The 23,357-nt window shown below is 51.7% G+C and carries 23 protein-coding genes; 4 read left to right on the top strand and 19 right to left on the bottom strand.

The annotated features are described in order from the left end of the window. Window positions 1-4: 4 nt before the first annotated feature. Window positions 5-1,429, top strand: a complete 1,425-nt coding sequence (locus LI015_RS15550) for a cell wall-binding protein (protein ID WP_207660737.1) — start codon at window positions 5-7, stop codon at window positions 1,427-1,429. Between the two features lie 252 nt (window positions 1,430-1,681). After that, on the top strand, window positions 1,682-2,365 hold the full coding sequence (locus LI015_RS15545) for a YitT family protein (RefSeq protein ID WP_002565807.1): 684 nt from the start codon (window positions 1,682-1,684) through the stop codon (window positions 2,363-2,365). Window positions 2,366-2,417: 52 nt separating this feature from the next. Here the strand turns inward: LI015_RS15545 and LI015_RS15540 are convergent, their stop codons facing one another. From LI015_RS15540 to LI015_RS15485, 12 genes are all read right to left on the bottom strand, one after another. Continuing rightward, entirely contained in the window at window positions 2,418-3,254 is an 837-nt protein-coding gene (locus LI015_RS15540; RefSeq protein WP_002565806.1) for a MerR family transcriptional regulator, read from the bottom strand. Between the two features lie 259 nt (window positions 3,255-3,513). Continuing rightward, window positions 3,514-4,647, bottom strand: coding sequence for an NAD(P)H-dependent flavin oxidoreductase (locus LI015_RS15535; protein WP_227125567.1), 1,134 nt, complete (start codon window positions 4,645-4,647; stop codon window positions 3,514-3,516). Then, a complete protein-coding gene (locus tag LI015_RS15530; protein WP_227125565.1) occupies window positions 4,647-6,371 on the bottom strand; it encodes an acetyl-CoA carboxylase carboxyltransferase subunit alpha in 1,725 nt (574 codons plus the stop codon). Before LI015_RS15530 ends, LI015_RS15535 begins: the two co-directional genes overlap by 1 nt. Before the next feature lie 161 nt (window positions 6,372-6,532). After that, on the bottom strand, window positions 6,533-7,885 hold the full coding sequence (locus tag LI015_RS15525; RefSeq protein ID WP_002570804.1) for an acetyl-CoA carboxylase biotin carboxylase subunit: 1,353 nt from the start codon (window positions 7,883-7,885) through the stop codon (window positions 6,533-6,535). Between the two features lie 20 nt (window positions 7,886-7,905). Further along, entirely contained in the window at window positions 7,906-8,331 is a 426-nt protein-coding gene (fabZ, locus tag LI015_RS15520; RefSeq protein WP_002570805.1) for a 3-hydroxyacyl-ACP dehydratase FabZ, read from the bottom strand. A 27-nt stretch (window positions 8,332-8,358) separates the two neighbouring features. After that, window positions 8,359-8,877: an acetyl-CoA carboxylase biotin carboxyl carrier protein gene (gene accB / locus LI015_RS15515; protein ID WP_002565801.1), complete on the bottom strand. Its 519-nt coding sequence runs from the start codon at window positions 8,875-8,877 to the stop codon at window positions 8,359-8,361. Window positions 8,878-8,893: 16 nt separating this feature from the next. After that, entirely contained in the window at window positions 8,894-10,132 is a 1,239-nt protein-coding gene (gene fabF, locus LI015_RS15510; protein ID WP_002565800.1) for a beta-ketoacyl-ACP synthase II, read from the bottom strand. Between the two features lie 48 nt (window positions 10,133-10,180). After that, window positions 10,181-10,921, bottom strand: a complete 741-nt coding sequence (gene fabG / locus LI015_RS15505; protein ID WP_002565799.1) for a 3-oxoacyl-[acyl-carrier-protein] reductase — start codon at window positions 10,919-10,921, stop codon at window positions 10,181-10,183. Window positions 10,922-10,938: 17 nt separating this feature from the next. Then, entirely contained in the window at window positions 10,939-11,862 is a 924-nt protein-coding gene (fabD, locus tag LI015_RS15500) for an ACP S-malonyltransferase (RefSeq protein WP_002592522.1), read from the bottom strand. A 71-nt stretch (window positions 11,863-11,933) separates the two neighbouring features. Further along, window positions 11,934-12,860 (bottom strand): enoyl-[acyl-carrier-protein] reductase FabK, encoded by a 927-nt coding sequence (gene fabK, locus LI015_RS15495; RefSeq protein WP_002565797.1) that lies wholly within the window; start codon window positions 12,858-12,860, stop codon window positions 11,934-11,936. A 98-nt stretch (window positions 12,861-12,958) separates the two neighbouring features. Next, complete coding sequence (acpP, locus tag LI015_RS15490; RefSeq protein ID WP_002565796.1) at window positions 12,959-13,192, bottom strand: acyl carrier protein; 234 nt, start codon at window positions 13,190-13,192, stop codon at window positions 12,959-12,961. A gap of 50 nt (window positions 13,193-13,242) precedes the next feature. Next, on the bottom strand, window positions 13,243-14,205 hold the full coding sequence (locus LI015_RS15485; RefSeq protein WP_054354689.1) for a beta-ketoacyl-ACP synthase III: 963 nt from the start codon (window positions 14,203-14,205) through the stop codon (window positions 13,243-13,245). Window positions 14,206-14,475: 270 nt separating this feature from the next. Here LI015_RS15485 and LI015_RS15480 point away from each other — a divergent pair, with 270 nt between their 5' ends. Beyond that, complete coding sequence (locus LI015_RS15480) at window positions 14,476-14,739, top strand: AbrB/MazE/SpoVT family DNA-binding domain-containing protein (protein ID WP_002565794.1); 264 nt, start codon at window positions 14,476-14,478, stop codon at window positions 14,737-14,739. Window positions 14,740-14,867: 128 nt separating this feature from the next. Here the strand turns inward: LI015_RS15480 and rsmI are convergent, their stop codons facing one another. From rsmI to LI015_RS15445, 7 genes are all read right to left on the bottom strand, one after another. Next, entirely contained in the window at window positions 14,868-15,713 is an 846-nt protein-coding gene (rsmI, locus tag LI015_RS15475; RefSeq protein ID WP_002565793.1) for a 16S rRNA (cytidine(1402)-2'-O)-methyltransferase, read from the bottom strand. Between the two features lie 86 nt (window positions 15,714-15,799). After that, on the bottom strand, window positions 15,800-16,582 hold the full coding sequence (locus tag LI015_RS15470) for a tRNA1(Val) (adenine(37)-N6)-methyltransferase (protein WP_002592518.1): 783 nt from the start codon (window positions 16,580-16,582) through the stop codon (window positions 15,800-15,802). Beyond that, window positions 16,572-17,504, bottom strand: coding sequence for a PSP1 domain-containing protein (locus LI015_RS15465; protein WP_002565791.1), 933 nt, complete (start codon window positions 17,502-17,504; stop codon window positions 16,572-16,574). Before LI015_RS15465 ends, LI015_RS15470 begins: the two co-directional genes overlap by 11 nt. A gap of 35 nt (window positions 17,505-17,539) precedes the next feature. Then, a complete protein-coding gene (gene holB / locus LI015_RS15460) occupies window positions 17,540-18,529 on the bottom strand; it encodes a DNA polymerase III subunit delta' (protein ID WP_227125563.1) in 990 nt (329 codons plus the stop codon). 189 nt (window positions 18,530-18,718) lie between these two features. Beyond that, on the bottom strand, window positions 18,719-19,480 hold the full coding sequence (locus LI015_RS15455) for a response regulator transcription factor (RefSeq protein ID WP_002570809.1): 762 nt from the start codon (window positions 19,478-19,480) through the stop codon (window positions 18,719-18,721). Continuing rightward, entirely contained in the window at window positions 19,473-21,191 is a 1,719-nt protein-coding gene (locus LI015_RS15450) for a histidine kinase (protein ID WP_118019475.1), read from the bottom strand. Before LI015_RS15450 ends, LI015_RS15455 begins: the two co-directional genes overlap by 8 nt. A gap of 1 nt (window position 21,192) precedes the next feature. Next, window positions 21,193-22,302, bottom strand: a complete 1,110-nt coding sequence (locus LI015_RS15445; RefSeq protein WP_227125561.1) for an ABC transporter substrate-binding protein — start codon at window positions 22,300-22,302, stop codon at window positions 21,193-21,195. 169 nt (window positions 22,303-22,471) lie between these two features. On the opposite strand from LI015_RS15445, the gene LI015_RS15440 reads away from it, so the two are divergent. Then, window positions 22,472-23,326, top strand: a complete 855-nt coding sequence (locus tag LI015_RS15440; protein ID WP_227125559.1) for a hypothetical protein — start codon at window positions 22,472-22,474, stop codon at window positions 23,324-23,326. The last annotated feature ends 31 nt before the right edge of the window (window positions 23,327-23,357 follow it).

Raw genomic sequence — 23,357 nt, 5'->3', positions numbered from 1 at the left:
GATTATGAAAAGACAGGCAAAATGGTTTCTGATTCCATGTGCAGCCATGGCCCTGACCCTGGGAAGCGCACTGGTATCATTTGCAGCCACCGGATGGGCTGAGGAAAACGGCGAATGGGTCTATTATAACAACGATGGCAGCAAAGCCACCGATGTATTCAAGAAATCCGGCAACAACTGGTTCTATCTGGATTCCGACGGAAACATGGCTAAAAACCAGCTGATTGAGGACGATGACAATTATTTCTATGTCAACTCAGCAGGGGCAATGGTCACTAACCAGTGGCGCTCTATTGAAAATGAAGACGCAGGCTCAGACGAACCGGATGAGTGGTGGTACTATTTCCAGTCCAACGGCAAGGCTGTAAAGAAATCCGGAAGCAGTGACAATGTGAAGTTCGTTACCCTTCCCACCTCCACCGGACAGGCAAAGTTTACCTTTGACGACGAAGGACGCATGCTCTACGGATGGATTGACGAGAGCGGCGAAATGCTGACGGATGACGATGCCTGGAAGAGCGGCATGTATTATTGCAGCGATAACGGCGACGGCCGCATGGCCACGGGATGGAAATATATCACAGCTGTAAATGACGAGGACGACGACAGGGAAGGGGATGGATACTGGTTTTATTTTTCCACCAACGGCAAAAAGACCGCGGACAACGACTCCAAGAAAATCAACGGCCGGAAATACCGATTTGATGAAAACGGCGCAGCCCACTTTGAATGGTATAACAATCCCGGCACCGCCTCCTCCTCTACCGTAAACAAATACTATAACACAGAGGAAGAATGCTGGATGTCCACCGGCTGGTTTAAGACCGTTCCCAGCGAGGATGTGGATCCGGAGGCCCACGACGATGATGAGGCCCACTGGTTCTACGCAGAGTCAAACGGCAGCCTGGTAACGGCCCAGATTAAAAAAATAAACGGACAGTACTACGGATTTGATGTAAACGGAAAAATGCTTCAGGGTCTCTACCGCATTGAATTTGAGGAGAATGGAAAGACCATCCGATCTGCTGAGGAGATTGAGGACGTGGACGAACTCCCGGATGAGGACGAGGACGGCGTATTCGTATACTATTTCGGTGATTCTCCTAAGGAAGGCGCCATGAAAACAGGCACCATGACCATGGAAATCGACGGCGACAAGTACTACTACAGCTTTGAGAAATCCGGCAGCAAAAGAGGGGCCGGAACAGACGGCATTGACGGTGATTCCATCTACGTGAAGGGAAGAAGGCTGGAAGCCGAGGAGGGCACCAAGTATCAGCCGGTTACCTATAAGGATGAAACCTATCTCATCAGTACTTCCGGTAAGCTGGTAAAGAACAAGAAGAATGTAAAGGATTCCGACGATGTATACTACAAGACAGACAGCAAGGGCAGAATCCTGGATTCAGGCACGGAAAAACTGGACTAACGGGAGAGTCAAGCCAGAACCGCGCAGGTAAGTCACCTGCAGAATTACCGGATGAATTATCAGGTGGGATTACATGAAAACATCCGTATAATGAAAATCAAACATCCGAATGGAGAAAATCCCCACTTGACATCCCCCGGGGTACATGAGGTATACTGGTAGTACAACATAACAGGGCGGCCCGGAATCCCTTGGATTCCCGGACCGCCCCTAACCGGTTTTATAACCTATTTACAGAAAGGACGTTTTATTATGAAGCAGCTGAAGAAGCTGGCTTGCCGCGCTGTACAGGAATTATCCATAACCTTTCCCCCAAAGACTGTGTTATCCATCATCCTTGGTACAGCCATTACCACCTTTGGCATCTACAATATCCACCAGCAGGCGGATATAACGGAGGGAGGTATTCTGGGATTGATTCTGCTCTTTCATTTCTGGTTCGGCATGTCATCTTCCATACTGTCACCTGTGCTGGACGCCTTAAGCTATGCCCTGGGCTTTCGTTTCCTGGGCAAGGAATTCCTTAAGACCTCCATCTTCGCAACCATATGTATGGCCGGATTCTTCCGGCTCTGGGAACTGTTTCCCCCGGTACTTCCAAGTCTGGCTGACTACCCCCTTCTGGCGGCTCTGGCAGGCGGATGCTTCATCGGTACCGGATGCGGCCTGGTGGTCCGCCAGGGAGCTTCCTGCGCCGGGGACGACGCCCTGGCCCTGGTCATCTCCAAGGTTACGGGCTGCCGCATATCCAGGGCATACCTGCTGACGGACGTATCCGTACTGGTACTGTCCCTGTCGTATATTCCCGCAGGACGTATCGTATATTCGCTTATAACAGTGACCGTATCCTCCTTTATGATTGACTTCATCCAGAACTTCGGCATTCCCAGAAAGGATGAGGACAACGGCAAGGAAACTGCGGCTGATAACGGGTAAGGATACACCGGCTGATAACGGATACGGATACGGGTAAGAACTCTTACCCGTATCATACCGGCGATGCAATCCTTTTAAAAGGCATATAGATTTCCAGACAATATGTAGTCCTGTCCTTTGCGAAAAAGGACGTCATATCATTGGCGTATACGCACTCCATGGGCTCCAGGCCATGTTTATGGGCCCATTGGACCATCCTGTGAATCATATCAAAATCCGGAAGGGTATATTCTGATTCAATAATGGTATAGATACATTCCGGCTCCTCCGTCATAGAGTACAGACTACGGTCAAATTCCTGGCCCAGCCCCTTCTCCAGTCCCTCATAGAGCAGGAGCTGGGTTCCTTTTTCCTCCAGGTCCTGTCCCGTGTATGTGAGTACATTATAAAAATAAGCCATATCCAGTCCCGGAATGGTAGAGGAGAGCTTAAACCACGTTCTTAACCCCTCCTGCAGGTCGGAACAGTTGGCCATGACAAATGCTTTGGGGAATTTTCTTATGGAATACCTGCCCATACACGCCTCTATGCGGCTTATATCCTTTTCCACCAGCTTAAGCCTCATGATTGCCTGGCTGTGCCGCCTGAGGGCTTCCTCCTCCTCGGCCATGCGCTGCCTGACATGCTGTCTCATAGCGGATGTGGAGTTCTGTCCGCTCATAAGACCTCCTATCTCTTCCAGGCTGGTATTCATTTTTCTGTGATAAAGTATGTACATCAATCTGTAGATATCATCCTCTGAATAATATCTGTACCCATTTTCCTTCTTATCTGCACGGATGATTCCTTTTTTCTCATAAAAACGCAGGGCATCCCTGCTCAGACCGACCATCTGGGCAACGTCACCTATGAGATACCCCCCTGTTTTCTCCGCCAACGCTTTTTCCATCTTCACACCCTCTGTTTCATTCAGTTTTTTCATAGCTATATTTTAAGACCTACCCTTTTGAGGGTCAATGGGCAGGCGGAAAATGAAAGAGAACCGTAATAAAAATGACAGATGGAAGGTCATGGGACAGCCCTGGATATCCGATGGTGGATAATGTGGATAACTTGTGGATATCTTTGTTAATTATCTGGGGATAAGGGTTGTCCCATTGTACCGGATAACATAAATTCCTTGTAAAATAAGGAAAAAAGAGCCGGCATTAAGCCAGCTCTCCTGTTAATTCCTTCATAACGTTATCCACAGTATCAATTTTTTCCGCACGGTAAGCATTGCTTCCGCAGAACAAAAGGCCATGGTCCGTGTCGCCCTCCGCCGCATATACCAGTGCCATGGTAATGCAGTAGGGAATGGTCCTGATGTCACAGTGCTCCAGGCACTGGAAGCAGGACTTGATGGCCGGCCTGGTGCCGCCCTTTATCTGACTTAAGAAAGGATTTAAGATTGCCCTTCCCGGCATGCCCACAGGACTCTGGGTGATGACAATATCTTCCTTTCCCGCATTTATATAAGCCTGCTTATAGGCGTCAGAGGAATCGCACTCCTGGGTCGTCACAAACCTGGTGGCAACCTGGACGCCGTCAGCCCCCAGCTCAAGCTGGTGCATCACATCTTCATGGGTGTATATGCCGCCGGCAGTGACCACAGGTATATGCCTGCCATACTTGGCTCCATATTCCTCCACTACCTTTATGACAGCCTTTACCTCCCGGTCATAGGCCTCCCGGTCATAGGTGGCCGGCACATCGGAAGTGTCGGCGCCATAGGCAGATAACTGGTCCAGTGAGAATCCCAGATGGCCTCCGGCCAGCGGTCCTTCCACCACAACCAGATCCGGGGCAATGTGGCATTTCCTGTCCCACATCTTGCAGATGACCATGGCTGATTTGGCAGATGATACAATGGGAGCCAGCTTGATCCTGCGGTCCGGCTTCTTCTCCATCTCGGCATAGGCAGCTTCCACGTATTCCGGCAGGGACACAGGAAGTCCGGCACCTGATATGATAATGTCAGCGCCTGCCTTCACAGCCTCCTTAACCCACATGTCATAGTGCTTGGTAGCCACCATGATATTGAAACCAATCGCGCCCTGGGGTGCGATTTCTCTGGCCAGTTTCATCTCCCTGCGGATGGACCTTAAGTTTGCTTCCACGAAATTGGTGGTGAAATCCGGCTCCCTGAAACCAATCTGGGCAGCTGAGATAATGCCCATGCCGCCGGCTTTTGCCACGGCACCGGCCAGCCTGTGCAGGCTGATGCCTACCCCCATTCCTCCCTGGATGATTGGTTTTTCAACTACTAAATCCCCGATTACCAATGGTTTTAACTCACTCATTACATTCTCCTAAATCTCTGGTACCTGTGCTCCCTAAGCTCCTCATCGCTCATGGCGAGATACGTTTTAAAGAACTCTGCCATGGCGCTGTCCATATATTCAGCGAGACGGTAGAGATTGTCCGTGCATGCTGGTTCTTCCTCAGGCACGATGCGTTCAATCAGCTCAAGCTGTAAAAGGTCCTTAGCCGTCACCTTCATGACTTTGGCGGCATCCGGCGCCTTCTTGCTGTCTTTATACAGAATGGAGGCAAATCCCTCCGGTGAAAGGATGGAGTAAATGGCATTTTCCAGCATCCACACCTCGTCGGCCACAGCCATGGCCAATGCTCCGCCGCTCCCTCCCTCTCCGATTACAATGGAGAGCACAGGCACCTTGAGGTCTGATATCTCGAACAGGTTTCTGGCAATGGCCTCGCCCTGTCCTCTTTCCTCTGCCTCCAGCCCGCAAAAGGCTCCCGGCGTATCCACAAAGCAGATAACCGGACGGTTGAAGGTCTCTGCCTGTTTCATCAGGCGCAGCGCCTTGCGGTAGCCGTCAGGGGACGGCATTCCAAAGTTGCGGATAATGTTGTCCTTGGTGTTCTTGCCCTTCTGCTGTCCGATGACCGTCACGGGCATACCGTGGAACATGGCAACGCCGCCCACAATGGCTCCATCATCCTTAAAATACCGGTCCCCGTGGAATTCAATGAATTCATCAAACAGGGCGTTGATATAATCCGTTGCAACGGGACGGTCGGACTTCCTGGAGAGAAGCACGGTATCCCAGGCAGTTTTTCCACTATCCGCCTGCAATTGGGATGGTTTATCCACAAATGTCCTGGTTGTCTCCACCGGACTCTTTAACCCTATGTTCATCTTGTGGCTGCGGTGCATATACAGAATCTGGCCAATGACCCTTTTCTGGTCCTTCCGCTCCACAATCTTATCCACAAATCCATGCTCCAGCAGAAATTCAGAACGCTGGAACCCTTCCGGCAGCTTCTGCCCAATGGTCTGCTCAATAACCCTGGGACCCGCAAAACCAATCAGCGCATGAGGCTCTGCCAGGATAATGTCGCCCAGCATGGCAAAGCTGGCCGTGACGCCTCCTGTGGTAGGGTCGGTAAGTACGCTGATAAACAGCTGGCCGGCCTCATGATGGCGCTTTAAGGCAGCCGAGGTCTTGGCCATCTGCATCAGGGATACAATGCCCTCCTGCATCCTGGCTCCGCCTGAGCAGGCAAAGAGGATAACCGGCAGTTTTTCCCTGGTGGCCCGCTCTACTGCGTCGGTGATTTTCTCACCCACCACATGGCCCATGCTGCTCATAATGAAACGGGCATCGCAGACGCCAACTACCGCAGGATTTCCGTCAACTTTGCATTTGCCGGTGACAATGGCCTCGTTGAGGCGGCTCTTTTCCCTGGCAGCTATGACCTTTTTCTCATATCCCGGAAAATTCAGAGGGTTGGAGAAAGGCATTTCCTTGTTCCACTCCTCAAAGGTTCCCTCATCAGCCAGCATCTCGATACGGCGGTATGCATGAACACGGAAATAGCCGTTGCACTTGGGACATACGTAGTAATTGTTCTTTACGTCTTCCACATAGATTGGCTGCCCGCACTTATTACATTTGCGCCATAATCCTTCCGGGATCACCGGCTCCTGGTCGGAACCGGTCTGGGGCTTATATTTCGTATCTATTTTCGTATACGTTTTTTTGAACATGTTCCGCAACATAGCAATTTCCTTTCTGCATCGCGCACTTGTACCGCGCATTTGCACTGCGCACGCCAGCTCCTGTCCTCCAGGCGCTAATGTGCGAAAGCACTTCGCCATACTTAGCGGGGTCTTTAACAATTTAGTATGGTCGATGTTTCCTTCCCGTCAGCGGCACAAAATCACCGCACATAGTCCGGGAAATGCTTCTCAATAAAGCTGGTGTCTGTATCTCCCTGCTGGAATGCGTCATTTTCCAGGATTTCATACTGGAAGTTGATATTTGTCTCTATTCCCTCTATGATTACCTCGCCCAGGGCGCTGCGCATCTTGGATATGGCCGCCTCCCGGTCCTTGTCATATACTATCAGCTTCATCAGCATGGAGTCATAGTTTGCAGGCACCTTATAATCATTGTAAATATGGGTGTCCACGCGGACTCCGTTGCCTCCGGGAATGTGAACATTGGTGATGCGTCCCGGACATGGCATGAAGTTCTTAGAGGGATTCTCGGCATTGATACGGCACTCAATGGCATGGCCTTCAATCCTCACATCCTCCTGGCTGACGCTTAAGGTTTCCCCTGCAGCCACCCGGATTTGCTCCTTAATCAGGTCCATTCCCGTAACCATCTCAGTAACAGGATGCTCCACCTGAATCCTGGTATTCATCTCCATGAAATAAAAGTTCTTATCCTTATCCAGAAGGAATTCTATGGTTCCCGCATTCTCATATCCCACTGCCTTGGCTGCCTTTACGGCGGTATCGCCCATGGCTTTTCGCAGGCCGGGTGAAATCACATCACAGGGAGCTTCCTCCAGCACCTTCTGGTGGCGTCTCTGGATGGAGCAGTCACGCTCTCCCAGATGGACCACATTGCCGTGCTTGTCGGCCATGATTTGGAACTCCACATGCCTTGGCTTTTCAATGTATTTCTCAATATACATGGTGTCGTCGGAAAATCCCTTCACCGACTCCATCTGGGCCGCGTTAAAGAGCTCGGTAAAGTCCTCCGGGCTTCTGGAAATCCTCATGCCCTTGCCGCCGCCGCCGGATGACGCCTTAATCATCACCGGGAAGCCGATTTCTTTTGCCATGGCCAGACCGTCCTCAGCCGCGTGGACCGGTTCCTTGCTGCCAGGCACCACAGGCACCCCTGCTTCCATCATGGTTTTTCGGGCTTCGGATTTATTGCCCATCTTATTGATAATTTCCGCGCTGGGCCCGATAAACGCAATATTGCACTCGGCGCACAGCTTGGCAAACCTGGCATTCTCAGACAGGAAGCCGAATCCCGGATGGATGGCGTCCGCCTTCATGGCCACTGTGGCTGCCAGAATCCTCTCAATATTCAGATAACTGTCCGTGGAGGCTGCGGGCCCGATACAGATAGCCTCGTCGGCCAGCATGGTGTGAAGACAGTCCCTGTCAGCCTCGGAATATACGGCCACGGTCTGAATTCCCATCTCACGGCAGGCCCGGATAACGCGGACCGCAATCTCACCTCTATTGGCAATCAAAATCTTGTTAAACATCGGCATTCTCCCTCGATTCCCTAACCTACCATGAATGTTAGCTCTGCGCTCACCGCCAGCTTTCCGTCAACCGTCGCAGTGGCCTTTCCCACGCCAACCGGTCCCTTCTGCTTGATGATTTCGCACTCCAGCTTTACTCTGTCGCCCGGCACTACCTTGCGTTTGAACTTAGCCTTTTCGATGCCTCCAAAGTAAGCCACCTTTCCCTTGAACCCTTCCTGGGACAGAATAGCCACTGCCCCTGTCTGGGCCAGGGCCTCAATCAGCAGCACGCCCGGCATAACCGGCTCCTGCGGAAAGTGTCCCTTAAAAAATGACTCATCATAGGTCACGCATTTATATCCCACGGCGCGCACGCCTGGTTCCAGCTCCTCAATACAATCCACCAGCAGGAAAGGATGCCTGTGCGGTATGATCTCCTGGATTTCTTTAACTCCCATCAACATATCCTTAAATCCCTCCGTCTTTTGGTATTATTTGATGCGGAACAATGGCTGGCCGTATTCCACCACTTCCTCGTTGTTCACAAGGACAGCTTCCACGATACCGTCGTATTCACTCTCAATCTCATTCATCAGCTTCATGGCCTCGATAATTCCCAGTACCTGGCCCTTTTTCACGGTATCTCCTGCCTGTACAAAAGGAGCAGCGTCCGGTGAAGAAGCATTGTAGAAGGTTCCCACCAAGGGGGAAGTAACTACCTTGTCTGAACCAATATCAGCGCGGCCAGCCGTGTCCTGGGCTGCCTGAGGCATCATCACACCCTGAGGCATCATGGCCGGGGACATCATGGATGGAGCTGCCAGGCCGTTCTGCATAGCTGCCATCTGCATGGACGGCGCGTCTGGGGACGGAGCGCTTACCGTTACAATCTGAGGCATCTCTTTTTCGCGCTTCAGTGAAAGCTTAAGCTCTCCTTCCTTTAACTCCAGGCTGGTCAGCCCGTTGTCTGAAACTGCCTGCATTAATTTTATGATTTCATCTACGTTCATAGCTCATGGCCTCCTATTATTCGCTGAACTTTTTCACAATCAGGCTGGCATTATGTCCGCCAAATCCAAGGGAATTGCTGATGGCCACATCCACGTTCATGGAAACGCCGTCGCCCATGGTGTAATCCAGATCGCAGCCCTCTCCCGGCTTCTCAAGTCCTACTGTGGCATGGACAAATCCATCCTGGATGGACTTCACACAGGTGATAAACTCCACGCCGCCTGCTGCTCCCAGAAGATGGCCAATCATGGATTTGGTGGAGTTAATCTTCACTTTTTCCGCATGGTCTCCCAAAGCCAGTCTGATGGCCTTTGTCTCAAACAAATCATTGTGATGGGTGCTGGTGCCGTGGGCATTGACATAGTCAATATCCTCCGCAGCCATGCCTGCATCCTTCATGGCGTTCTCCATGGCACGGGCTGCGCCGCTTCCGTCCTCTGCAGGGGAAGTGATGTGGAAGGCGTCACAGGTGGCGCCGTATCCAACTACCTCTGCCAGGATATTGGCTCCTCTGGCCTTTGCATGTTCCAGGGACTCCAGCACTACCACGCCGGCTCCCTCGCCCATAACAAAACCATTTCTGTCCTCGTCAAAGGGGATGGATGCCCTGGAAGCGTCCTCTGTGGTGTTCAGGGCTGTAAGGGAGGTAAATCCCGCAATGCCGATAGGGGTAATGCTGGCCTCTGCTCCGCCGGCCACCATCACGTCCGCCTCGCCGTACTGAATGGAACGGAACGCCTCACCGATGGAATGGGTTCCGGTTGCGCATGCAGTTACCACGTTGAAGCATTTTCCCTTAAGCCCGAACTGGATGGCAACATTGCCTGCGGCCATGTTGCTTATCATGAGTGGCACCAGAAGGGGGTTCACACGGCTGGGTCCCTTCTCGTTAAGCTTCTTTACATCCTTTTCCATGGCCTGGAGAGAGCCGATGCCGGATCCCACGCACACGCCTACTCGGTAGGGATCCTCCTTCTCCATATCAATGCCGGACTGCTCCAGGGCTTCCTTGGATGCTGCCACCGCAAACTGAGAAAATGCCTCCATACGGCGGGCTGCCTTGGCATCCATGTACTGTTTTGGATCAAATCCCTTTACCTCTGCTGCCAGCTTGCACTTATAATCGGTTGTATCAAAATAAGTAATGGGGCCGATTCCAACTGTCTTATCCTTAAGTCCCTGCCAGAAGCTCTCCACATCATTTCCAATGGGAGTAATGGCACCCATACCGGTTACTACTACTCTTGTTTTCATACTATCTCACTCCTGTTCTTTTCAGCCCGGAAAATATTCCAGGTCATCCTACATGGCCATTCCGCCGTCTACGCTTAAGACCTGGCCTGTGATATATCCTGCCTTATCAGAAGCCAGGAAAGCAACTGTCTCTGCAATGTCCTGGGTACTTCCGAAATGTTTCATTGGAATCTGCTCCGTGGCAGCTGCCTTTACGCTGTCGCTGAGAACATCGGTCATCTCCGTTGCAATGAAACCAGGAGCCACTGCATTTACCGTGATTCCCCTGCTGGCCAGCTCCCTGGCAGCTGATTTGGTGATGCCGATGACGCCGGCCTTGGCCGCGCAGTAATTGGCCTGGCCTGCATTGCCCAGAACCCCTGATACGGAGGAGATGTTGATGATTCTTCCTGCCTTCTGCTTTAACATCTGGCGGGAAATATGCTTGATGCAGTTAAATACGCCCTTCAGGTTCGTGCTTATGACAGCGTCAAAATCTTCTTCTGACATCTTCATAAGCAGGTTGTCCCTGGTGATTCCCGCATTGTTCACCAGGATATCCAGACGGCCATACCTGGAAACCACGTCCGCCATCATCCTGCCGCAGCTCTCAAAATCGGAAACATTGCACTGAACTGCCTCTGCCTTGCCTCCTGCTGCTTCGATTTCCTTCACTACTTCCTCTGCCTTTGCCGCAGAGCCATTATAATTCACGATTACGGATGCGCCTTCCCGGCCCAGTGTAAGGGCAATCTGACGGCCGATTCCGCGGCTTGCGCCTGTTACCAGTGCAATCTTTCCTTCCAGCATATGGTCTCTCCTCCTGCTTATGACTTAAGTGCTTCCGCTACTTTACTGATATCTTCTAATTTTTCCACATTGAGGGTTTTCACGTCCCTGCTTATTTTCCTCATAAAGCCGGCCAGGGTCTTACCTGGTCCAATCTCGATGAAGGTGTCCACGCCGTCCGCAATCATGGCTTCCACGCTCTGCTGCCATCTGACCGAGGATGAAACCTGCCTTGTGAGCAGCTCCTTTACCTCTGCGGCGCTCTTAACATACTGTGCCGTCACATTGGCCACATAAGGAATCTGCGGCTCATGAAGCTCCACCTGGGAAAGGACCTCTCCCAGCCTCTCGCCTGCATCTGCCAGCATACCGGAATGGAAGGGTCCGCTGACATTTAACATCACTGCCCTCTTTGCTCCGGCTGCCTTTAACTTCTCACAGGCGTCTTCCACAGCAGCCTTCTCACCGGAAATTACAATCTGTCCCGGACAGTTATAATTGGCAATCCACACGCCTTCCATGGCTCCTGTCACTTCTTCAATGGCAGAAGCGTCCAGGGCCAGGATAGCTGCCATGGCGCCCTCGCCCACAGGTACGGCCTCCTGCATAAGTATTCCCCTCTGGCGGACGGTACGGATGGCATCCTCATCACTCATGACTCCGGCAGCTGCCAGGGCGCAGTACTCTCCAAGGCTGAGTCCCGCGGCCACATCCGGCTTAATTCCATTTTCTTCCAGAACACGCATCATGGCGATACTGGCGGTTACCATGGCTGCCTGGGTGTATTCCGTGATATCCAGCCTGTCATTTTCCTCAAAGCACAGCTGGGGCATGGAAAATCCCATTAACTCTGTTGCCTTGTCAAAGATTCTTTTTCCGGTCTCAGTCTGCTCATAGAAATCCTGGCCCATTCCGCAGGCCTGGGCTCCCTGTCCAGGGAAAATAAATGCAATCTTGCTCATACCTGTTATCTCCTTATCCTAAATCCTGTCCCAATCAACTGGTTCCTGCTGGCAAAATACGCCGTGCGGTATTAGTTCCAGCCCATCAGCTTACCTGCCTGTGCCATGATTTCCTCAATCATCTCCTTACAGGTCTGCTCCTTGGATATCATGCCTGCAATCTGTCCGGCCATAACGGTTCCGCCGTTTACATCGCCTTCCATAACCGCTTTGCGCAGGGTTCCCAGAGTCAGGTACTCCAGCTCCTCAAAGGACTTGCCTTCCTGCTCCAGTTTGATGTATTCCCTGGTCATCTGGTTCCTGAGTCCTCTTACAGGATGGCCGTGGCTGCGTCCTGTGACCGTGGAATCAATATCCTTGGCCTTGATAATGCGCTGCTTATAATTCTCATGTACAATGGATTCTTTGGCAACCACGAACCTGGTTCCCATCTGGACTGCCTCTGCGCCCAGCATAAAGGCCGCGGCTATTCCTCTTCCGTCTCCGATACCGCCTGCCGCGATAACAGGAATGGAAACAGCGTCCGCTACCTGGGGAACCAGCGTCATGGTGGTCTGCTCTCCTATATGGCCGCCGGACTCCATGCCCTCAGCCACCACTGCGTCCGCCCCGTACTTCTCCATACGGCGGGCCAGGGCCACGCTTGCTACCACAGGAATCACCTTAATGCCTGCTGCCTTCCACATTTCCATATATTTTTCGGGGTTTCCGGCACCGGTGGTAACCACCTTGATGCCTTCCTCCACAACCACCTTTGCCACATCCTCCGCATGGGGGCTCAGCAGCATGACATTGACGCCAAAAGGCTTATCTGTCAGCTCCCTGGCCTTGCGGATCTCGTCGCGCACCACTTCCCCCGGTGCGTTGGCACCGCCAATCAGTCCGAAACCGCCTGCTTCGGATACGGCTGCTGCCAGGTTGTGTTCTGCTACCCAGGCCATGCCGCCCTGAATAATAGGATATTCAATTCCTAACATTTCTGTAATTCTTGTTTTCATTGTTCTACCTCCAGTTCTACATTTCCTGGGCTTTCCCCTATTAAAGTAACAGCGTGCTTCAATTCATCCACACGCCGTTGTCAAACCCTATCTGCTATTTATGCCTCTACGCCTTTGGCCTTTAAGTAGTTCATAACCTCTCCGACCGTGGTTAACTGCTCTAAATCCTCAGCAGGAATCTCTACAGAATACTCATCCTCCAGAGCCATAACCAGCTCAAACAGGTCTAAGGAGTCAGCGCCTAAATCTTCTTTGAAGGAGGAAGCCTCTGTAACGGTATCTGCCTCTACGCTTAACTGCTCTGCAATAATTTCTTTCATCTTCTCTAACATGGTTGTTGTTCTCCTTTTACATTTTCTTGATTTATATTATAATTTTATTTTTACCACTCTAACAGGGCCGCACCCCAGGTAAGGCCTGCGCCGAATCCGGACAGCACCACTTTGTCTCCTGCTGACAGCATTCCCTTACGGTTCATCTCATCTAAAAGGAGGGGAACTGATGCCCCTGATGTATTGCCGTAGTGTTCCATATTCACCGGGAAACGGTCCACATTTACCTTCAGGCGTTTTGCTATGGATTCAATGATCCGGTAATTGGCCTGATGGATTGCGAAATACCTGACATCCTCTGCCTTTACGCCTGTATCGTCCAGTACTTCCATTATGCACTGCGGTACTTTTTTTACTGCAAATTTAAATACTTCCTGGCCGTCCATGGTCATATATCCCAGCTCCGGCTTCTTGCCCATGAGGAAATTTCCATTGGTCCTGGAACCGCAGGTCAGCACTCCGCCTTTTGTTCCGTCTGAGTGCATGTTCATTCCCAGAATACCGTTTTCATCGGCTTTTACCACCACTGCGCCTGCGCCGTCTCCAAATAACACACAGGTTCCCCGGTCCGTCCAGTCAATCAGCTTGCTGAGCACGTCTGCGCCAATCACAAGAGCTGTCTTATAGATGCCGCTGCTTATAAATGCATGGGCTGTATTCAGCGCATAGACAAATCCGGTGCAGGCCACGCTCAGGTCAAAACAGGCTGCGTTTACCGCGCCTATGCGGCCCTGTACCTCGCATGCGCCATTGGGAAAACAGTAATCCGGCGATGAGGTGGCCAGCAGTATAAGGTCTATTTCCTCAGGCTTTACGCCTGCATTCTCCAGCGCTTTGATTGAGGCTTCAGCCGCCATATAGGAGGTGCTTTCGCTGGTGGCAATCCTTCTCGCCCCTATCCCCGTCCGGCTGCGGATCCACTCGTCGTTGGTCTCCACAATCTTTGCAAGGTCGTCATTGGTCACAATCTGCTCCGGTACATATGAACCGGTTCCTACGATTCTTGTTGTCATTCTTCTTACCCATCCCGAATCCATCAGCAATCAGCGGACTCATGCCTTCCTTCTTTTGCTTGCTCAGAGGAAATACTTTGAACATCAAAGTAATACTACAGGAAACGTAAGTATTTGTCAAGAAATATTTTTGTCGCTTTTTGTTAACTTTACTGTTCTCTTACATTTCTTACCAATTCTGACATTTACATATATTGACTTTGCTCCCTGAATTTGGTAAGTTAAACTTGTACAAATGGGGCGAATACATTTCACAAGGGGGTATTAACCATGAAAACTACAGGTGTTATCCGTAAATTGGATGAACTCGGCAGAATCACCCTTCCCATCGAATTAAGAAGAAGCCTTGATTTGGATGTGAAAGATGGTCTTGAAATCACGGTTCAGGATGACTGTATCATCCTGAAGAAGGCAGAATGTGCTGACATCTTCACTGGAAGCACTGACGATTTGCTGGAATATGAAGGCAAAAAAGTATCGCGTCAGTCCGTTGTCGCACTGGCTAAATTAGCCGGCCTTAATGTCACCGAGTAATCAAAGCACGTACATAGAGAGAACCTGCGGCTCCTTCTCAACATCAGAAGGCATATACGCCGCAGGTTCTCTCTATCTCTTTGCGTATCGTTCCAAATCATTCTCATCCCATATTGTCTGCGTCCCCATCACAGAAGCTGCTGGTACACATCCCGCTTTGTGATTCCCCGGTCCCTGGCCACTGCCTTCATGGCTTCCTTCCTATCCATGCCCTGGTCCGTATAGAAGGCCAGATGTTCCTGAATTTCCATCTCTTCCCAGCGGCTTATCTGCTCCTTTCGCAGCTCCTCCAGAGGCTTTCCTTCTATTACTATGACACACTCTCCTTTAGGCTCCTCCTCATGGTAGTGTTCCAGGGCATCCCGGAACGTGGTCCTGTAGGCTGTCTCATATTTTTTCGTAAGCTCCCTGCATATGGTTATGTTCCTGTCCCCAAGGACCTTATATAAATCTTCAAGTGTTCTCACCAGATGGTGGGGCGCCTCATATACGATAATGGTCCTGGTCTCCTGCCTCAGCTCCTCCAGAATTCTGGCCCGCTCCTTCTTATCCCCCTTCTCAGAGGGCAGAAACGCCTCAAAGCAGAATCTCCTGGTGGATAGCCCTGACATGGTAAGGGCCGTGATACATGCTGCCGGACCAGGAAGAGAGGTGACCTGGATTCCCGCCTCATAGCACTGCCTTACCAGTTCTTCTCCCGGATCCGATATGCCGGGGGTGCCCGCGTCCGTAATCAGGGCTATGTCCACCCCTTCTTCCAGCTGGCCCACCAGGTATCTGGCCTTGTCCACCTTGTTATACTCATGGTAGCTGGTCATGGGAGTCTTTATATCAAAATGATTCAGAAGCTTGATGCTGTGGCGCGTATCCTCTGCCGCAATCAAATCCACTTCCTTTAATGTCCTGAGTACCCTGAAGGTAATATCCTCCAGATTGCCGATTGGCGTTGCGCAGAGATATAGTGTTCCTGCCATGGCCCTCTCCCTTCTGTTCTTTGGATGCTTAAGCGTCTGTTCCCGGAACATTTAAGCGTCTGTTCTTTGGACGCTGCCATCATCCGTCAATATCCGTAGGTGGTCCGTATCTCCGGGGAATACTCCCCATTCTGGTCAAAGACAATGACCGGAGCTTCCATCTTAAGGAGAGGACCGCCTCCCCTCACAGCCTCTATGAGCACCATATTGGCCTCCCGGTCCGCATAAGGATGGACCATCTTCATGCGCTTGGGCTCCAGGCCATGGCGCTTCATGACAGTGATAATTTCAATCAGCCGTCTGGGCCTGTGGACCATGAAAAAACGGCCTCCCGGCTTCAGGACCCGGGTTCCCTCCCTCACCACATCCTCCAGCGTGCATTTAACCTCATGGCGTGCAATGGCTTTGGCATCCCCCGGATTCTTAAGCCCATGGGATTCATTCATATAGGGGGGATTCGTGGTTACCACATCAAAAGAAGCCAGTGCAAACAACTTGCTGGCCTCCACTATATCGCCGGTGACAATGTCCACCTTGCCTTCCAGATGATTATATGCCACGCTCCGTCTGGCCATGTCCGCGGACTCTTCCTGTATCTCCAGGCCGGTAAAGTGGCTTCCCTCTGTCTTGGCGGTAAGAAGAATAGGAATGATGCCTGTGCCTGTTCCCAGGTCCAGCACCTTTTCCCCCTTTTTCACAACGGCAAAGCCGGACAGAAGGACGGCATCCATGCCGAAGCAGAATGCGCCCTTCCTCTGGATGATTCCATAATGGTTGCGCTGCAAATCATCGATCCGCTCGTCGTCCCGCAGCATAATGGTTCCTTCCTGACGCCAAGTGTGTTTCACCGTAACTGTATCAGTTGTCATCCAGCTTCGACTTTCCTTCCTTCTTTTCAAGGGCTTCCAGCTGCTTAAGCTCTGCGTCCGGCGTGTCGCCTCCATGCTTTTCTCCGCCGCCCTTGCCCTTCTTTTTCCTGGGCTTGAACTTAAGCTGGTCCACCTTGTATTCCCTGATTTCTTTTTCGTCCCGCTCCACGGTCACTATGACCTTAACCTGCTGGCGCAGCACGTTGACGCTGTGCACCTCGCCCTTTAACCCGTCGCTTGTGGTCACATAGTCTCCGGGATTGGGCAGCTTGCTGTTTAATACCTCATATGTCTCCTCTTCATTCTTAAGGCAGCACATAAGGCGTCCGCACACGCCTGATATCTTGGTGGGATTTAAGGACAGGTTCTGTTCCTTTGCCATCTTGATGGAAACAGGAATGAATTCAGACAGATAGGAATGGCAGCACAGCGCCCTTCCGCAGATGCCGATGCCTCCCATAATTTTAGTCTCGTCCCTGACGCCTACCTGGCGCAGCTCAATCCTGGTCTTAAACACGCTGGCCAGATCCTTCACCAGCTCCCTGAAATCAATTCTGCCGTCGGCGGTAAAGTAAAACAGGACCTTATTATTATCAAATGTGTATTCGGCGTCAATGAGCTTCATATCCAGATGATGCTTTTTGATTTTTTCCTGGCAGATTTTAAAGGCATCCCTCTCCTTCTGCTTGTTCCTGGCCTCTGCCGTCTCATCCTCATCCGTGGCCATACGGATCACTGATTTTAAGGGCGGAACCACCTTGGATTCATCCACTTCCCGGTTGCCCAGAACCACATACCCGTACTCAATCCCCCTGGCCGTCTCCACGATAACATGGTCGCCTGTCTTAATCTGGCGGCCTGCGGGGTCGAAATAATATATCTTTCCTGCGGTGCGGAAGCGCACCCCGATTACTGTAATCATTCTGTGTTCTCCTTCTCTTGCAGCCCTGACACGTCCTAATTCTCCTTCATGGTAAGAAGCATCAGCTCCATGACCAGTTCGGTGTTCACGTTGGCGTCCAGCCTGATTCTGGCCTTGTCAATGGCTTCCAGAATTTTCTCCAGACCGTCATAGCCGCTTGTGGTGCTGACACTCTTAACAGCGGAGAATTCATCCCTAAATATCAGCAGGTTAATATCCTTTGTGGTTTTATACATCAGGATATCCCTGTACCACATCTGCATAAAGTCCAGGCATTCCCTGATATCCAGGTTCTCCTCCTTAACCTTGCGGATGTAGTCTAAAAGCTCGGATATATCCGTATCCTTGATGTGCTTCAGCAGATGAAGCATCTCCCGGTACATCACCCCAAACTCCTCCGACTGGGCCAGGTGGATGGCCTTGCCCAGATTGCCTCTGGCAAAAGCCGCGTATATATCAGCCTCGCTCTCATTTTCTCCCAGAGACTGAATCAGATATTCCTTTACCACGCTGTCCTTTAAAGGCTTCAGCTTAAGCTTTACACACCTTGACAGGATGGTGGGCAGAAACGCGTCCTGATTCGTGGTCAAAAGCAGGATAACCGCATAGGCCGGGGGCTCTTCAATGGTCTTAAGAAGGGCGTTCTGGGCCTGTACGGTCATCTTCTCCGCCTCATCCACTATATATATCTTATAATAACTGCTGTAGGGACGTACCTGGATGGTATCGTTAATCTGCTCCCTTATATCGTCCACGCCGATGCTGGCGGGCTTTTCATGTGTCACGTAAATAAGATCCGGGTGATTTCCGGAAAGTACCTGTTTGCAGGCATGGCACTGCATACAGGGCTCCTCCATCCCCTTTTCGCAAAGCAGGCTGAGGGCAAATGCATTGGCCAGGGATTTCCTTCCCATTCCAGCCTCGCCGCTCAGTATATAAGCATGGGAAACCTTCCCTGTCTGCACTGCGTTGCGGAAATGTTCCTTTATCTGTTCATGTCCTAATATATCGTTAAATCCCAACATAGTGATTGGTTCCCCCTTGCGCTGCCGGCCTGGTTTCCAAAACCCCGGAAATGCCTTAAACCGGTATATCCGGACCTCCATCCCGGCAGGGACAGACATCCTCAATAAGTATAGCATAAGAATTTTTCAATGTATAGTACTACATTTTTCCCTGTTTTTCCTATTTATAACCTCTGTGAACCCCCGCCGCTATCTGCACCTGTCCTGATACTCGGACGGCGACACCCCCAGTATCTTCTTAAACTGCGCACTGAAATACGCTGTGTCTGAATAGCCCACCTGGTCCGCCACCTCGTATACCTTTACCCGGCAGTCCTTTAGCAGGTTCATGGCCATCTGCATCCGGTAATAGGCCAGATAGTTGGTAAAGGTGTAGTCGGTTTCCTTCTTAAAGACCCGGCTCAGGTAGCCTTCGCTGATTTCCAGAAAAGAGGCCACGGTGCTGATGGTGATATCCTCCCGGTAATGCTCCCTGATATACCGGGTGGCTGCCTCCACATACTTATTCTTGGATTTTTTATCGGAATGAAAGCGCAGGACCGGAGCCGTGTCTGTCTCCTCCTCCTTTGCCGGATGTTCTTCCATCTGCTCTCTGATGTGCCTCACCGCCTGTTCCAAATCGCCGTCCCTCAAAGGCTTTAACAGATAGTCGCTGACTCCCAGCCTGAGAGCGCTCTGGGCGTATTTAAAATCGCTGTAGGCCGTCAAAATAATGAATTTGGCCCGGCAGCCCTGTTCCCGCAGTTTTGTTATCATCTCCACGCCGTCCATTCTGGGCATCTTCACATCCGTCACAATTATATCCGGGGACAGGCGGACCGCCAGCTCTGCCCCCTCCTCCCCGTTGGCAGCCTCCCCTGCAATCACACAGTCCAGTGCCGCCCAGTCAATGGTCAGGATAATCCCGCGCCTGACCATTGTCTCGTCTTCCACCACAATGACTTTATACATCCGGTACCTCCTTCTGAACCGGCAGCCTGAGGGTGATGGTGGTCCCATCCTCCGTGACAGCCGCCTTCACACCGTACTCCTGTCCGTAATATATTTTCAATATGTTGATAACATTGTACAATCCCAGATGGCCGTCCCTCTTTGCCGGAGCGTCGCTGTTAATCCAGTCCTCCATCTCCCGGCTCATGCCGCATCCGTTGTCTGTCACCGATATGTTAAGTATCCCCTCTTTCTGGAACGCGTAAATACAGATGTAGCCGTGTCCGCAGCCGTCCAGTCCATGGATGATGGCGTTTTCAACCAGGGGCTGCAGGATCATCTTGGGCACCATGCAGTCCTCCAGCTGGTCCGGTATCTCTGTCTCATACAGGAACCGCCCTGTAAAACGTATTTTCTGTATCTCCACATAGCTCTCGATGGTCTCAAGCTCCTCTCTGAGTGTGATAAAAGGCCGGCTGGATATGCTTTTTCTCAGAATGACAGCCAGGTTTTCCGCCAGCACTGCAATCTCCGGAACCTGGTTGATTCTGGCGTTCCACTTGATGGAATCCAGGGTATTATAGAGAAAATGAGGGTTCAGCTGGGTCTGGTACAGCTTAAGCGTGGTCTTATTTAAATCCTTCTGCTTCTGCACCGTATCATCCAGGTACTTCTGCAGGTCCCCGGTCATCTGGTTAAAACTCTCTGTCAGCCTGCCCAGTTCATCCTGCCGGTTGGTGCGGATGCGGATGGACAAATCCCCTTTTTTGACCTTTGCCATGGCCTTGTCCAACAGGCTCACCGGCTGGCCGATGCTCCGGGACAACGCGCCTGATATGAAAAGACAGAGCACCAGTCCCAGGCCGGACAGCGCAAGGCTCACCGTACCCATGGTGCGCACGGCCGGGGCGCTGATGGGAGCGGAGCAGCGCAGCAGGATGTAAAAGCCCTGGGAAGGTTCCCTGGTCCACAGATATCTGGTATATACCCCCTCTTTTTCCGTCCCGCCCTGGCCCGATATGGTATGCCCGATTATATCACTGATTTCACGTTCCCCGTATTCCGGCCTGGAACAGTAGAGGGGCTTCTGGTGGGAATCCAGTACCAGCAGTGTATCACCGGACGAATAAAAACCGTTCAGCAGGTTGTCAAAATTTTCCCTGGTAAAGTCCAGCACCACATACCCGGTCCTGGCCCCGTGGGTGCTCTCCAGTGAAAATGCACCCTGCATCAGCACGTCGCTGCCGGAGGACGGCAGGTAAGGATCTGTCCTGTAATAGGTGATTCCCTGCTCCCCCGACGCCTTGTTGAGCAGTCCCCAGTTCACAGGCAGACGGCTGCTCTTGGGCGCCGTATCCGTGGTAAAACGCAGTTTCCCGCCCGCATCATAGATACTGAACTGCGCATGGCTGTATATCTCCTGAACCGCCTGGTACATGGACAAATACAAATCCTTCTGGAACTCTATGGTCTTATTGTCAATCATGACCCATGCCGCAGAACCGTCCTCTGTCAGCGTTTCACAAGCTTTCTGGCAATTTTCCAACAGCTGGGTAAACCGTTCCCTGACTTCTTCCAGCTGCTGGTTTCCGTCCACGGTTATCTGGCGGTTGATTGAGGCAGTAAACAGACGCATCATCACAACACTTGAAAATGTAAGGGGCACCAAAGCCACCAGAAGGCAGCCCAGAAATACCCTGGTTTTAAAAGAGAGTCTCCGGTACCATATCATTTCATGCCCCCCCCCCCGCATTTTGCCGGGACAGAATGCTGTTCCACCTGGCCAGTACATCCTTCTTTTCCCTGGAAAGCTTCTCCAGGTCCATCTCAATCAGCGGCAGCCTGCCAATGGGCGACAATCCCGGCAGCGGCGGCACATCTCCTCTCACGGAGCGGCGGTTTAAATCCGACACCAGAATCCTCTGGGTATCCCTGCTCACCGTAAAATCCAGGAACTGCCTGGCAGCGTCAGGATTCGCGCATCCCTTTACAATGGCTGTGCCGTCCGGAAGGGCCGTGGTTCCCTCCTGGGGATAAATATAATCCACGTCAGCTCCCTCTGACAGCAGGGCCTGGGCGGACTCCTCCATGGTGACCCCAAGGGAATACCTTCCATCCAGGATACCGGCATTCACCTCCTGCATACTGTCCAGGGTGCCATATTCCAGATTTTCCATAAACCGTTCCAGGTAATCCCCCTTTTTCTCCCATGTATGGACAGCCGTCACAAGGGCAGCCGAATACACATCAGACCGGCGCGGGTCCACAAATGCAATCCTTCCCTTCCACCTGGGCTCCAGAAGGCTGTTCCACCCCACCGGCAGTTCGCGGTAGGTCACCACATTTGTATTGTACATGATGACCAGAGGCAGGGCGGAGAAGCTGGTCCACCGGTTATCCTCACATTGGAAGCTATCTGTTATAAATGCTGCCTCCGGGCTTTTATATTCCTGCCAATGTTCCTTGGTCTGTTCCAGGGTCTCTATCCCCACTCCAAACACCACATCCCAATCCGGTTTTTCCTCCTCATTCTCCAGTCTGCCTGTCATTTCCTCGGAGGACCCCCGTTCCACCTTCACCATCAGGTTGGTGCGCTCCTCAAACTCCTTGATGATGGGCTCATATATCTCTTCCTCCTGGGCCGTATAGAGAACCAGGTCCGGCACGGCGGGCATGGGAGCTGTCTGCGGACCTGACTGGCATGAGGAAAGAGCTGCCGTACACAAAAAGCATAGGGCACAGAACGCTATATCCCGTTTTCCCCAGGCAGTCCTATTTATCCCCTTCACACTCCCTCTTTTACCCTTCACAGCTGCCTTCATACCCATGACAGTCTTTTTCATACGCTTGTTTCCTTCCCGGCATTGGCGCCCCAATGTCAATCAGTCCCATTTGCTACATTATACCAAAGAAAAACCCATTTTTCCATTGACGAAGCCATTGAAATCATTCCTGCCCCGTGTTACCCTTAAGACAGAACGCGGAAATTACCGTTAAACGGAGGCAAACAATATGGGTGTCCAAATCATTGAACAATTTATCTGTTCCAAATACCCGGACCAGAAGAAATGCGAGGACGGTCTTTTTATCAGCAATGACTTTATCGCGGTCATAGACGGTGTCACCAGCAAGGGAGAGCTTACTTGGCCGGATGGGTCAGAAGGCGGATCCGTTTTTCTTTCTCCCATGACCAGCGGGCGCTATGCCAGGGAGATACTGGCCCAGGCTCTTAAAACCATGGAGCCCGGCATAGACGCTGCTTCTGCGATGGAATATTTAAACCAGGCCTTAGCAAAAGCCGGAAGCGGACGGCGTGAATTCCTGAGGGACCACCCGGAGGAGCGGCTTCAGGCAGTGGTCATCCTGTATAGCTGTCAGAAAAGGGAAGTGTGGGCCTTTGGGGACTGTCAGTGCCTTATCGGGGATACCCTTCACTCCCACGGCAAGGAAATCGACGGCCTCGTGGCAGCAATCCGCTGTCTCTATAACCAGGCTGAACTGATTTTAGGCGGATCCGAAGATGATTTTGCCCGGCATGACCCGGGCCGGGCCTGCATCCTTCCTCTGCTGCGCCGCCAATTCCTTCTGGCCAACCAGGACCGGCCCTATGGCTATGATGTACTTGACGGTTTTGCCATTCACTCTCACCATGTGTCCGTCTATCCGGTCCCGCCCCAAACCCAGGTCGTACTGGCCAGCGACGGTTACCCCGTATTAAAAGACACCCTGGCTGAAAGCGAGAAGTCCCTGGATGAGTTGTTGCAGAAAGACCCTCAGTGCCTCCGGGAAAACAGAGGAACAAAGGGGCTTGTAAAAGGAAACCAGAGTTTTGATGACCGGACCTATGTGAGGTTTGCGGTGTTTTAACCCTTTTCCAACCAGAGCCCCATACATGCCT

Origin of the sequence: Enterocloster sp. 210928-DFI.2.20 (genome assembly GCF_020554465.1) — a bacterium.
GTDB lineage: Bacteria > Bacillota > Clostridia > Lachnospirales > Lachnospiraceae > Enterocloster > Enterocloster bolteae.
Note: the sequence above shows the minus strand (reverse complement) of the source record. Positions and strands in the feature narration are given on the sequence as shown.